This is a genomic window from Streptomyces sp. NPDC006450, assembly GCF_040612195.1.
Classification (GTDB): Bacteria; Actinomycetota; Actinomycetes; order Streptomycetales; family Streptomycetaceae; genus Streptomyces.
Genome location: NZ_JBEXPT010000002.1, coordinates 82,487 through 94,827, shown reverse-complemented (window position 1 = coordinate 94,827; position 12,341 = coordinate 82,487). Strand labels below are relative to the sequence as shown.

At 72.9% G+C, this 12,341-nt stretch carries 11 protein-coding genes; 9 read left to right on the top strand and 2 right to left on the bottom strand.

From position 1 onward, the window contains the following. The first annotated feature begins 8 nt into the window (after positions 1-8). From ABZY57_RS01420 to ABZY57_RS01405, 4 genes are all read left to right on the top strand, one after another. Positions 9-920, top strand: a complete 912-nt coding sequence (locus ABZY57_RS01420) for an SDR family oxidoreductase (protein ID WP_356506981.1) — start codon at positions 9-11, stop codon at positions 918-920. A 14-nt stretch (positions 921-934) separates the two neighbouring features. Continuing rightward, a complete protein-coding gene (locus tag ABZY57_RS01415; RefSeq protein WP_356507146.1) occupies positions 935-1,804 on the top strand; it encodes an amidohydrolase family protein in 870 nt (289 codons plus the stop codon). Positions 1,805-1,813: 9 nt separating this feature from the next. Continuing rightward, complete coding sequence (locus ABZY57_RS01410) at positions 1,814-3,334, top strand: long-chain fatty acid--CoA ligase (RefSeq protein ID WP_356506979.1); 1,521 nt, start codon at positions 1,814-1,816, stop codon at positions 3,332-3,334. Between the two features lie 94 nt (positions 3,335-3,428). Beyond that, complete coding sequence (locus ABZY57_RS01405) at positions 3,429-3,884, top strand: MaoC family dehydratase (RefSeq protein WP_356506978.1); 456 nt, start codon at positions 3,429-3,431, stop codon at positions 3,882-3,884. 113 nt (positions 3,885-3,997) lie between these two features. On the opposite strand, the gene ABZY57_RS01400 is transcribed toward ABZY57_RS01405, so the two are convergent. After that, on the bottom strand, positions 3,998-4,708 hold the full coding sequence (locus ABZY57_RS01400; protein WP_356506976.1) for a helix-turn-helix domain-containing protein: 711 nt from the start codon (positions 4,706-4,708) through the stop codon (positions 3,998-4,000). A 91-nt stretch (positions 4,709-4,799) separates the two neighbouring features. Here ABZY57_RS01400 and ABZY57_RS01395 point away from each other — a divergent pair, with 91 nt between their 5' ends. Beyond that, positions 4,800-6,437: an amidohydrolase gene (locus ABZY57_RS01395; protein WP_356506974.1), complete on the top strand. Its 1,638-nt coding sequence runs from the start codon at positions 4,800-4,802 to the stop codon at positions 6,435-6,437. On the opposite strand, the gene ABZY57_RS01390 is transcribed toward ABZY57_RS01395, so the two are convergent. Further along, positions 6,404-7,582 (bottom strand): LacI family DNA-binding transcriptional regulator, encoded by a 1,179-nt coding sequence (locus ABZY57_RS01390; RefSeq protein ID WP_356506972.1) that lies wholly within the window; start codon positions 7,580-7,582, stop codon positions 6,404-6,406. The genes ABZY57_RS01395 and ABZY57_RS01390 overlap by 34 nt on opposite strands. A gap of 131 nt (positions 7,583-7,713) precedes the next feature. On the opposite strand from ABZY57_RS01390, the gene ABZY57_RS01385 reads away from it, so the two are divergent. The 4 genes from ABZY57_RS01385 to ABZY57_RS01370 are packed head-to-tail and all read left to right on the top strand — an operon-like array spanning position 7,714 to position 12,192. Continuing rightward, entirely contained in the window at positions 7,714-9,345 is a 1,632-nt protein-coding gene (locus tag ABZY57_RS01385) for an ABC transporter substrate-binding protein (protein WP_356506970.1), read from the top strand. Further along, complete coding sequence (locus ABZY57_RS01380) at positions 9,342-10,295, top strand: ABC transporter permease (protein WP_356506968.1); 954 nt, start codon at positions 9,342-9,344, stop codon at positions 10,293-10,295. Before ABZY57_RS01385 ends, ABZY57_RS01380 begins: the two co-directional genes overlap by 4 nt. Then, positions 10,292-11,191, top strand: coding sequence for an ABC transporter permease (locus ABZY57_RS01375; RefSeq protein WP_356506966.1), 900 nt, complete (start codon positions 10,292-10,294; stop codon positions 11,189-11,191). Before ABZY57_RS01380 ends, ABZY57_RS01375 begins: the two co-directional genes overlap by 4 nt. Positions 11,192-11,196: 5 nt before the next feature. Beyond that, a complete protein-coding gene (locus tag ABZY57_RS01370) occupies positions 11,197-12,192 on the top strand; it encodes an ABC transporter ATP-binding protein (protein WP_356507144.1) in 996 nt (331 codons plus the stop codon). Positions 12,193-12,341: the final 149 nt, after the last annotated feature.

Sequence of the window (12,341 nt, the reverse complement as noted above, 5' to 3'; positions counted from 1 at the left end):
CCCCTCTCATGGCTCACTTGGATCTCTCCGGCAAGGTCGCCGTCGTCACCGGCAGCGGCCGTGGCCTCGGCCTCGCCTACGCCCGCTCGCTCGCCACCGCGGGCGCGGCCGTCGTGATCAACGACGTGGACGCCGAAGCGGCCGACGCGGCCGTGAAGCAGATCACCGCGACCGGCGGCCGCGCCGTCGCCGAGGTGGTGCCGGTCGGCTCCACCGAGGCCGCAGAGGCCCTCGTCGCCCGCGCGGTCGACAGCTACGGCCGGCTCGACGCCATGGTCACCAACGCCGGCGTCCTGCGGGACCGGGTGCTCTGGAAGATGACGGACGAGGACTTCGACACCGTCGTCCAGGTGCACCTGCGCGGCACCTTCACCTGCGTCCGCGCCGCCGTCGAACGGATGCGGGCCCAGGGCGAGGGGGGCCGGATCGTCGTCGCCGGCTCCCCCGCCGGGCAGCGCGGCAACTTCGGCCAGACCAACTACGCGGCCGCCAAGGCCGGCATCGCCGCGATGGTGCGTACGTGGGCCATGGAGCTGGCCCGGGCCGGCATCACCGCGAACGCCGTCATCCCGGTCGCCGCGACGGCGATGACGCAGACCATCCCCGCCTTCGCCCCGCACGTCGAGGCGCTGGAGCAGGAGGGCACCGCCTTCCCCGACAGCCTGCGCAAGGGCGAGGGCTTCGGCACGCCCGAGGACGTCGCGGGCCTGGTGTCCTTCCTCGCCTCGGACGCCTCCGCCGGGATCACCGGCCAGTGCATCGGCATCGGCGGCGACAAGCTCGCCCTGTGGTCGCACCCGCAGGAGGTGTCGGTCGCGTACGCCGACGGCGGCTGGAGCGCCGAGGCCATCGCGGCGGCCTGGCCGCTGACGGTGGGCCGCACCCCCGAGACCTTCGGCATCCCCGCCCCGCAGCTGTGAGGAGCACGACCGTGCTGAATCCCGACGAGCTCGTCGCCATCGACGTCCACACCCACGCGGAGGTCTCCGCGAAGGGCTGCGCCTCGCTCTCCTCCGAGCTCGACCAGGCCGCGGGCGCCTACTTCAAAGCCGGGCACCGCCATCCCACGCTGCCGGAGATCGCCGCGTACTACCGCGAGCGCCGGATGGCGTGCGTGGTCTTCACCGTCGACGCGGAATCGGCCACCGGCACGCCGCCGGTACCGAACGAGGAGATCGCCGAGGCGGCCCTGGCGAACCCGGACGTGATCATCCCCTTCGCCGGGGTCGATCCGTACAAGGGCAAGGCGGCGGTCCGTCAGATCAAGCGCCTCGTCGAGGAGTTCGGGGTCCGCGGCTTCAAGTTCCACCCGAACCTCCAGGCGTTCCACCCCAACGACCGGATGGCGTACCCGCTGTACGAGGCGATCGAGGACGCCGGTGCCATCGCGGTCTTCCACACGGGCCAGACCGGCATCGGCGCGGGCGCTCCCGGCGGCGGCGGCGTCCGGCTGAAGTACTCCAACCCCATGGACGTGGACGACGTCGCCGCGGACTTCCCCGGGATGCGGATCATCCTCGCCCACCCGTCCTTCCCGTGGCAGGACGAGGCGCTCGCGGTGGCCACGCACAAGCCGCAGGTGTACATCGACCTCTCCGGGTGGTCCCCCAAGTACTTCCCGCCCAGCCTGGTCCAGTACGCCAACACCCTGTTGAAGGACAAGGTGCTGTTCGGCTCCGACTATCCCCTCCTCTCACCGGACCGCTGGCTGGCCGACTTCGCCGAGCTCCCGATCAAGGACGAGGTGCGTCCGAAGATCCTCAAGGAGAACGCGGCCGCGCTGCTCGGTCTCACCCGAAGCTGAGGGGCACCCATGCGAAACCAGGGCATCGGCTCCTGGCCCGCCCGCCGCAGCCGGAAGACTCCCCGGCGCACCGCCCTCCTGCACGAGGGCCGCGCGGTCCGCTACGCCGAACTCCACGACCGCTGCACCCGCCTCGCCCACGCCCTGCGCGGGGCCGGAGTCGGGCGCGGGGACCGGGTCGCCTACCTCGGCCCCAACCATCCCGCGTACCTGGAGACACTCTTCGCGACCGGGATGCTCGGGGCGGTCTTCGTCCCGCTCAACACCCGGCTCGCAGAGCCCGAGTTGCTGCACCAGCTGAACGACTCGGACAGCCGGGTCCTGGTGCACGCCAGGACACCGGAGGGGCGGGTGGCCGAACTCGCCGCGGGCTCGGGCATCTCCACGCTCCTCGCCGTCGACTCGGGTCCGGGGCTGCCGTACGAGGACCTGCTCGCGGCAGCTCCGGCGGAGCCGGTCGACGAGGAGGTGGGGCACGAGGACGTGTGCCTCATCATGTACACCTCGGGCACCACCGGCCGCTCCAAGGGCGCCGTCCTCACCCACGGCAACATCGTCTGGAACAGCCTCAACGTGCTGGTCGACACCGATCTCGCCGGGGACGAGGTGGCCCTGGTCTCCGCGCCGCTGTTCCACACCGCCGCGCTGAACATGAGCTGCCTGCCCGCCCTCCTCAAGGGCGGCACGGTCGTCCTGGAGTCCTCCTTCGACGCGGAGCGCAGCCTGCGGCTCGTCGAACAGCACCGGGTGACCTGCATGTTCGGGGTACCGACGATGTACGACGCGATCGCCGCCGCGCCCGGGTGGGCCGGCGCGGACCTGTCGAGCCTGCGCACCCTGCTGTGCGGCGGCGCCCCGGTGCCGCTCCGCACGGCGCGCGCCTATCTGGACCGCGGCCTGGCCTTCGTCCAGGGGTACGGCATGACGGAGACCGCGCCGGGAGCCCTGGTCCTCGACCGGGCCGACTCACTGGCGCACGCCGGTTCCGCGGGCGTGCCGCACTTCTTCACCGACGTACGGGTCCTGCGGCCCTCGGGCGAGGACACCGGGCCCGGCGAGGAGGGCGAGGTGGTGGTCTCGGGGCCGAACGTCACCCCCGGCTACTGGAACCTGCCGGAGGCGACGGAGGGCGCCTTCCTCGACGGGGGCCGGTTCCGCTCCGGCGACGTGGCCACCGTCGACGCCGACGGCTACGTGCGGCTCGTCGGCCGCCTGAAGGACATGATCATCTCGGGCGGGGAGAACATCTACCCGGCCGAGGTGGAGGACGCCCTCCTCGAACACCCCGACGTGGTCGAGGCGGCCGTCATCGGCGTGCCCGACCCCCGGTGGGGCGAGGTCGGGCGGGCCGTCGTCGTCCTGCGCGCGGGATCCGCCCTCACGGCCGCGGAGCTGCTCGCCCGTCTGGAGGGCCGGCTCGCCCGCTACAAGATCCCGCGGAGCGTCGTGCTCGCTCCCGAACTGCCCCGCAACGCCGCCGGAAAGCTGCTCAAGGACCCGATCCGGGCACGCTACGGCGCCGGCGCCTGAGCCCGGCCCGGCGCCCCCTCACCCCGTTCACCACCCTGCCCACGTGCCCGACGTTCACCCCGTTCACCCCGTTCACCAGTCAAGGAGCACCTCCATGCCCGTCACCGTTCACGGAATCGACGAGATCAGGAACCGGAGCGGAGCCGACCTCGGGCACAGCGCCTGGGTCGAGATCGCCCAGGCGCGGGTCGACACCTTCGCCGACGCCACCGACGACCACCAGTGGATCCACGTCGACCCGGAGCGCGCGGCCGCGGGTCCGTTCGGCGGCACCATCGCCCACGGCTATCTGACGCTCTCGCTGCTCATCCCGATGTGGAGCGAGCTGCTCGACGTCCAGGGCGTGTCGATGAAGGTCAACTACGGCCTGAACAAGGTGCGTTTCCCCTCCCCCGTGCGCGTCGGCTCGAAGATCCGTACGCACGGCCGCATCGCGTCCGTCGAGGACGTCAAGGGCGGTGTCGAGGTCGTCGCGGACCTGACGGTGGAGATCGACGGCACCGACAAGCCGGCGTGCGTCGCCCAGGCGGTGTACCGCTTCTACGCCTGACGTACCGGAGCGACGAGGGGCGGCCGCACGGAGCGGCCGCCCTCTTCCGCGTGCCGGGCGCCCGTAGGTCGCCGCCGGCCGCCGTCACGTCGTCAGGTCGCCGCCGGTCGCCGTCAGTTGCCGTCAGCGGCCGGGCGGATGGCCGCCATCGCGCCGAGCATCAGCTCCAGGGCGAAGGGGTAGCCACTGCCGCGCATGTCGGCGGCGAGCAGCGGGAAGGTCGCCGCGATGTTCGGATGGGTCTCGGGCGACAGCCTGCCGTACACCGCGTGCCAGACCTCCTCGTCCGACTCCCGCGCCGCCTCCGGCAGGGCGAGCGCGGCGGCGTCCTGGGCGGCGAAGGCCAGGGCCTGGTCGACGAAGGCGTGGTAGATCCGCACGGCGAGGGCGTCCGGGAACCCCCCGGAACGCAGGATGCCGAGGATCGCCTCGACGGCCCGGGTCTCGTGCGGGCGCCCTGTCGTGCGGTGCGCCGTGAGGAGCGCGGCCTGAGGGTTGGACTGGTAGGAGGCGTGGATGCGCAGCCCGATGGTGCGCAGGTCGGCCCGCCAGTCGCCGGTGGCCGTCCAGCCCTCCTGGGCGCGGCCGATCAGCTCGTCGGAGAGGGCGAGGAGCAGGGCGTCGGTGTTGCGGAAGTAGCGGTAGAGCGCGCTGGGATCCGCACCGAGGGCCGCGCCGAGCCGGCGGGCCGAGAGCGCCGCCGCGCCGTGCTGGGCGACCAGGCGCAGGGCGGTCTCGATGATCAGCCGCTCCGAGAGCACGGCTCCCTGCTTGGTGGGGCGTTGGCGCCGGCGGCTGCCTTCGGGAACCACGCGTTCTGACATGCCTGGACCTTACGTCAACACCATTGACGTGTAAACGGCCGCCCCGCTTCTATGACCCCACCAACCGTCGCCTCATGTACTGGAGCTCCGTATGGACAAGGCCGATCTGGTCTTCACCCGCGGCCCCGTCTTCACCGTCGATCCGGCCCGCACCCGGGCGACCTCGCTCGCCGTCGTCGGCGACCGGATCGCGGCCGTCGGCCACGACGAGGTCCGGGAGCTCATCGGCCCCCGCACCGAGGTCGTCGACCTGACGGGCAAGATGCTGGTTCCCGGGTTCCAGGATGCCCACATCCACGCCGTCTACGGTGGTACGGAACTGGCCGAATGCGATCTGACGGGGACGGTCGGCGTCGCGGAGTACCTGACCCGGATCCGGGCGTACGCGGACGCCCACCCGGACCACGCGTGGATCACCGGCGGCGGCTGGTCGATGGAGAGCTTCGACGGTGGTCTGCCCACCCGGCAGCTGCTGGACTCCGTACTCCCGGACCGGCCGGTGTTCCTCGTCAACCGGGACCACCACGGCGCCTGGGCCAACACGCGGGCGCTCGAGCTCGCCGGGATCACCGCCGCCACCCCCGACCCGGCCGACGGCCGGATCGAACGGGAACCGGACGGCCGTCCCAGTGGAGTGCTCCAGGAGGGTGCCACGGCGCTGGTCTCCCGGCTCGTGCCCGCGAGCACCCCCGCCGACCGGCTGGCAGGGCTCCTGCGCGCCCAGGAACTGCTGCACTCGCTCGGGATCACCGGCTGGCAGGACGCGCTGCTCGGCGTGTTCGGCGGCAAGCCCGATCCCTCGGACGCCTACGTGAGCGCCGCCCGCGACGGCTCGCTCACCGCCCGGGTGACCGGCGCGCTCTGGTGGGACCGGGAGCGGGGCGCCGAGCAGATCGAGGAACTGGTCGCCCTGCGGGAGAAGCTGAGCCACGGCCGCTTCCGGGCCGGCTCAGTGAAGATCATGCAGGACGGGATCGCCGAGAACTTCACGGCCGCCATGACCGCCCCGTACCTGGACGGCTGCGGCTGCGCGACGGCCAACACCGGCCTCAGCTTCGTCGAGCCGATGGCGCTGCGCGGGTACGCCGCCACACTCGACGCGCTCGGATTCCAGATCCACTTCCACGCCCTGGGCGACCGGGCCGTCCGCGAGGCCCTCGACGCCCTCGAGGCCGCCGTCGCCGCCAACGGCCCGCGCGGCAACCGCCATCACCTCGCCCACCTCCAGGTCGTGCACCCCGACGACCTCCCCCGCTTCGCCCGGCTCGGCGCCATCGCCAACATCCAGCCGCTCTGGGCCGCGCACGAACCGCAGATGGACGAGCTGACCATCCCCTTCCTCGGCCCCGAACGCACCGCCTGGCAGTACCCCTTCGGGGATCTGCTGCGGGCCGGCGCAACGCTGGCCGCCGGGAGCGACTGGCCCGTCAGCAGCCCCGACCCCCTCGCGGGCATCCACGTCGCCGTCAACCGCAGGGACCCCGAGGCCGGCACCGGCAACCCGGTCTTCCTGCCCGAACAGCGCCTCGACCTCGCGACCGCGCTGGCCGCCTACACGGCCGGCTCCGCCCATGTGAACGGCCTCGACGATGCGGGCAGCCTGCGCCCCGGCCACCTCGCCGACCTGGTCGTGCTGGACCGCGACCTCTTCGCCGCACCGCCGGAGGAGATCGCCGAAGCCCGGGTGGAGCAGACCTACGTCGGCGGCAGGCTCGTCCACTCCGCCTGAGGGTGCGGCACCGGCCGAGGGCCCGGCGCCGCCTGGGGGTCATCCCCCTGGGGGCCATCCGCCTGGGGGTCCGCCGCCGCCCGGGAGCGCCGTACCGAGGAGGCCCGTACGTCCAGCCGGGCCGGCACGAGCACGCCGCCCGACTCCCGGCGGCCGTCCTCCAGGACCGCCACGAGCAGTTCGATGCCGGCCTCCGCGACCGCCTCGGGCCGCAGGCTCAGCGTCGTCACGGGTGGTTCGGTGTGCTCCGCCGTCACGTCCTCGCTCACACAGACCAGGAGGAGGTCGCCGGGCACCTCGTAGCCCTGGCGGCGCGCCGCCTCCAGGACGAGGGGCGGGCTCGCCTCGGCCATGACGAAGAGGGCGTCGGGGCGTACGCGGCCCGGCCCCTCCCCGTCACCCGCCAGGGCGGTCTCGACCGCTCGTACGACGGGACCGTTGCCCCGCTCCGCCGCGACCACGACCCGCTCCGCCACGCCGTGCGCGGCGCACCAGTCGCCGTAGGCGGCGCGCACCCCCGCATCGAACCGGGTGGCGCTGTCGGGCAGCACCAGTGCGGGCCGCCGGGCCCCTTGTTCCAGGAGGTGGTCCATGGCCGCGCACACGGCCGGCCCCGCCTCGACGTCCACCCAGTACGCCCCCGGCCGCCCCTCGACGGAGCGGTCGCTGAACACCGGGATCCGGGCGGCGAGCAGATCGTCGACGACCGGGTCGCCGGTGAGTGGGTCGGCCACGACCACCGCGTCGAGCGGCAGGCCGGCCCACTCGCTCTGCAGGGAGCCTGCGGGCAGCAGCACCAGGGCGTAGCCGCGCTTCAGGGCGGTCGCGGCGGTGGCTCCGGTCAGCCTGGCGAAGTACGGAGATTCCAGGAAGGACCAGGGGGTGTCGGCGAGCTCCCCGACCATGTATCCGATCAGCCGGGCCCGCCCCGTGCGCAGCTGGCGCGCGGTGGCGTTGGGCCGGTAACCCATGGCGCGTGCGGTGTCGCGCGCCTTCTGCCGCACCTCGGGAGAGAGCCGTCCGGTGCCGTTGAGCGCCGCCGAGACGGTCGTCTTGGACAGTCCCGCTTCGCGGGCCACGTCGACGAGCCGGACGCGTGGGGCGGGCTGCGAGGCGGCCCCGTCATGCCCTGAAAGATCGGTCATGGGGTTGATGCTGCCACCCCCGCGACCTGCGCAAAACCGTTCCCGCAAACCCTTGTGCGGGAACGTTCCCGCATTAATACTCGCTCCATCCCCCAGCGCCCGTCACTACACCCGTAAAGGGGTGGGTCTGCATGCGCACGCCCAGGACCATCACGCTTCTCGCCTGTACCGCCGCACTCGCGGCCACCAGCGCCTGTTCCGGCGCCTCCCCCCAGCAGTCCGCCGCCGCCGGCGGCTACAAGGTCACCGCCACCTCGCCGCCCGCGCAGGGCTCCCTGGACTCCTTCACCTGGTCCCTGTACGCCGAGCCCTACACGCTCGACTACGCCCTCGCGTACGACTACCCGCCGAACACCGTGCTCGCGAACGTCTGCGAGCAGCTCCTGCGGGTCTCGCCCGACATGAAGATCGAACCCGGTCTCGCGGTCAAGTACGCCCAGCCCGACCCGCGGACGCTCGTCTACACCCTGCGGCCCGGCGTGACGTTCCACGACGGAACGACGATGACCGCCGACGACGTGGTCGCCTCCCTGGGCCGCCACATGGACCCGGAGACCGGATCGCCCTGGGGCTCGGCGTTCAAGAACGTCACCGCCATCGAGAAGACCGGCCCCCTGGAGGTGACGCTCCGGCTCTCCCGGCCGGACGTCCTCCTGCACGAGCTCATGGCCGCCTCCCCCGGCACCATCGAGAGCGCGGCCACCCTGGCCAAGGCCGGCAAGGACTACGGCACCCCCAAGGGCACGGTCAACTGCACCGGCCCGTTCGCCCTCGACCGGTGGACACAGGGCGCGAGCATCACCCTCAAGAAGAACGCCGACTACTGGGACCGGTCGCTGACCCCCAAGTCCGACCGGGTGAAGTTCATCTTCGTCGAGGACCCCGCCGCCCGGTCCAACACCTTCCTCTCGGGCACCGCCGACGGCGGGTACATGGTGCCCTCCGCCTCGCTCGCCCAACTGCGCGCCAGCGGCAAGGGGAGCGTGCTGTTCGGCCCCAACAACGCCGCGTCCAACCTGGCCGTCCTCAACTTCCAGGGCACGCTCGGCGACCTCAAGGTCCGCCGGGCCCTGTCCCTGGCCCTCGACCGGAAGAACATCGTCAAGGCCGCCGCCGGCGGCGTCGGCATACCGGCCAAGGCCCCCGCCGCACGCGGCGCCTGGGCACTGGCCCCGGAGAAGACCGCCGCGCTCTACGACACGCTGCCCGAGCCCGCGTACGACGTCGAAGCGGCGAAGAAGCTCGTCCAGGAGGCGGGAGCGACCGGCCGCACGATCACCCTGGCCACCAGCACGCTCGCGCCCGAGATCAGCGTCGTCGCCAACGCCGTCCAGGCCGCGGGGCGCCAGATCGGCCTCGACGTCCGGCTCAAGGTCATCCCCCCGGAGGCCTACAGCAGCATCTTCGTCGACCCGAACGCGCGCGCCGGCCTCGACCTGGTCATCACCAACGGATACGACAACACCCCCGACCCGCTGGAGTTCTACCAGTACCTGCGCACCGGCGACTTCGGGAACTACGGCAACTGGACGAACACCGAGTACGACACCGTCTTCGACCGCGCCAACGCCGAGCCCGACCCCGCCGCGCGTGCGGAGCGGACCGCCGAGCTCCAGCGGATCGCGCTGCGCGAACTGCCGATCATCCCCGTGTACGAGGCTCCGTACTCGGTCTTCCTCGGCAACCGGGTGACCGGCGCACCGACCGGGATCGTGCAGCTGTACTACCCGTGGGCCGCGAAGATCGGGGCCCCGAAGCGATGACCCGCTACCTCGTCGGACGGCTCCTCGGCCTGGTGACCGTGCTGTTCGTGACCTCTCTCGTGGTCTTCGGCTCGATTCACCTCGCCCCCGGCGACCCGGTGTCGTTCCTGCTCCACGGCCGCCCCGCGACCCCCGAGGCCGTGGCGGCCCTGCGCTCCCAGTACCACCTGGACGATCCGCTGCCCGTGCAGTACGCGAAGTGGCTCGGCGGTGTCCTGCAGGGCGACTTCGGCCGCTCCGGGCAGTACCACCAGGACGTCACCGAGCTCATCGGCTCCCGGCTGCCGGGCACCGCCGTGCTCGTCGGGTACGCGGCCCTGCTGGTCGCCGTCCTCGGCGTGGCGGCCGGCATCCTCGCCGCGCTGCGCCCGGGCCCGCTGGACCGCGCGGTGCTCCTCGGCACCGGCGTGGCCACGGCGACCCCCTCGTTCGTCACCGCCATCGCACTCGTGTCGCTGTTCTCCGTCTCGCTGGGCTGGTTCCCCGGACCGGGCGGCACCCCCGTGGGCTTCTCGGACCGGCTGTACCACCTGACGCTGCCGGCCTTCGCCCTGGCGCTGACCTTCGCGGGTCTGCTCGCCCGGGTGACCCGCTCGGCGATGCTCGACGAACTCGGCCGCGAGCACGTCGAGGTGGCGCACGCCCGCGGCGTGGCGGCCCGGACCGTGGTCCGCAAGCACGTCCTGCGCAATGCGCTGGGCCCGGTCGTCACCGTCGGCGGCACGATGCTCGCCGGGCTGCTCATCAGCACCTCGATCGTCGAGACCGCCTTCGACGTGCCCGGGCTCGGCTCCCTGCTCGTGCAGTCGGTGTCCGCCAAGGACTTCGCCGTCGTCCAGGCGATCACGCTGCTCAGCGTGGCGGCCTTCGTCCTGGTGAACCTCGCCGTCGACCTGCTCGCCCCCCTCATCGACCCCCGGCTGTCCCTCCGGGGGGAAGGCTCCCCATGACCCTCACCACACCCCCGGCCGCCTCCCCGGCCGACGCGGCGCCCACGCCGCTGCGCCGCCGGCCCGGCCTGCGCTTCCTGCGCGGGCTCGGCCAGGGCCCGATGTTCACGGCCTCGGTCGCGGTGCTCGCCGTACTCATCCTGGTCGCCGTACTCGCCCCCGTCCTCTCCCCGTACGACCCCGAGGTCCTCGACCTCTCCTCGCCCCTGGTCGGAACCACCGGCGAGCACCTGCTCGGCACCGACCAGTCGGGGCGGGACGTCCTGTCCCGGCTGCTGCACGGCGCCCGCACCGGTCTGCTCGGGCCGCTGCTCGTCGTCGGCGTCTCCACCCTCCTCGGCACCCTGCTCGGCGTCGTGGCGGCGTGGCGCGGCGGCTGGGCGGACTCGGTCCTGTCCCGCTCGATGGACATGGCCTTCGCGATCCCCGGCCTGCTCCTCGCGATCCTGCTCGTGTCCGTCGTCGGCTCCGGCATGACCGCGCCGGTGATCGCCATGTCGGTGGCCTACACGCCGTACGTGGGACGGCTGGTGCGCGGGATAGCGCGCCAGGAGAAGGCCCGTCCGTACATCGAGTCGTACCGGGTACAGGGCTTCTCCGGCTGGAACGTGTGCGTGCGCCACCTGCTGCCGAACATCGCCCCGACCGTCTTCGCCCAGTCCGCGATGAACTTCGGGTACGCGCTGATGGACCTGGCCGCGCTCTCCTTCCTCGGCTTCGGTGTGCAGCCGCCGACCGCCGACTGGGGAGCCATGATCAACGAGGGCCAGTCGGCCGTCCAGCAAGGGGCGATGCTGCCCGCCCTGGCCCCCTCGGCGTGCATCGTGCTCGCCGTGGTGGCGTTCGGCATCGTCGGCGAGGGGCTCGCCGACCGGATCGCGAGGCGGGAGCGGTGAACGCCATGACCGAGGAGAAGACACCGGCCGGCGGCCCGCCCGTCCTGGAGATCGACGGGCTCGGCATCCGCCTGCCGGACGACAGGGCGGCCCGGCCGATCCTGGACGGGGTCAGCCTGCGGGTGCTGCCCGGAGAAACGGTCGGCCTGGTCGGCGAGTCCGGCTCCGGCAAGTCGGTGGCCTGCCGCAGCGCTCTCGGACTGCTGCCCGCGGGCGCCCGCACCAGCGGCCGGGTCCGGGTCAAGGGCCGGGACGTACTCACCATGAACCGCGCCGAGCGTACCGAACTGCGGGCCAGGCAGGTCGCGATGGTCTTCCAGGACCCGCGGGCCTCCGTCAACCCCCTGCGCCGGGTCGGCGACTTCCTCGCCGAGGGACTGCGCGCCGCCGGAACCCCCGCCGCCGAGGCCGCCGCCCGGGCCGAGGAACTCCTCGACACGGTCGGCATCCGCGACCCGCGGGGCGCACTGCGCCGCCGTCCGCACGAGTTCTCCGGCGGCATGCTCCAGCGGGTGGTCATCGCCGCGGCGCTCGCGTCCGAACCCGCGCTGCTCGTGGCCGACGAACCGACCACGGCCCTGGACGTCACGACCCAGGCGGAGATCATCGCGATCCTCACCCGGCTGCGGGCCGAGCGCGGCACGGGGCTGCTCTTCGTCACCCACGACCTCGAACTGGCCTCCGCCATCTGCGACCGCGTGTACGTGATGTACGCGGGCCGGATCGTCGAGACGCGGGGCACGGACGAGCTGTTCGAACGGCCGCGCCATCCGTACACGGCGGGCCTGCTCGCCTCCACCCCGCGCATCGAACGGGGCTCACCGGCCCCCCGGCCGATCCCCGGCCGCCCGGTCTCCCTCGCCGAAGCGCCCCCGGGCTGCGCCTACGCCGCGCGCTGCGCCCACGCGCTGCCGCGCTGCACCGAGGAGACACCCGCACTCGCGCGGTACGGCGACGGCCTCGCCGCATGCCACCGCGCCGACGAAGGGATCACGCTTTGAATCCTCCCGGCCTCCTGGGGCGGGGATTCCTGGCCCGCGAGGTTCAGCGGCCGTCGAGCCGGGCCGGCCCGCACTTTCCTTCCTCGGCCCGGACCTTCTTCGACCGGGCGCAGCATTCGTTGCAGACCCACCGACAACGCCAGAAAGAA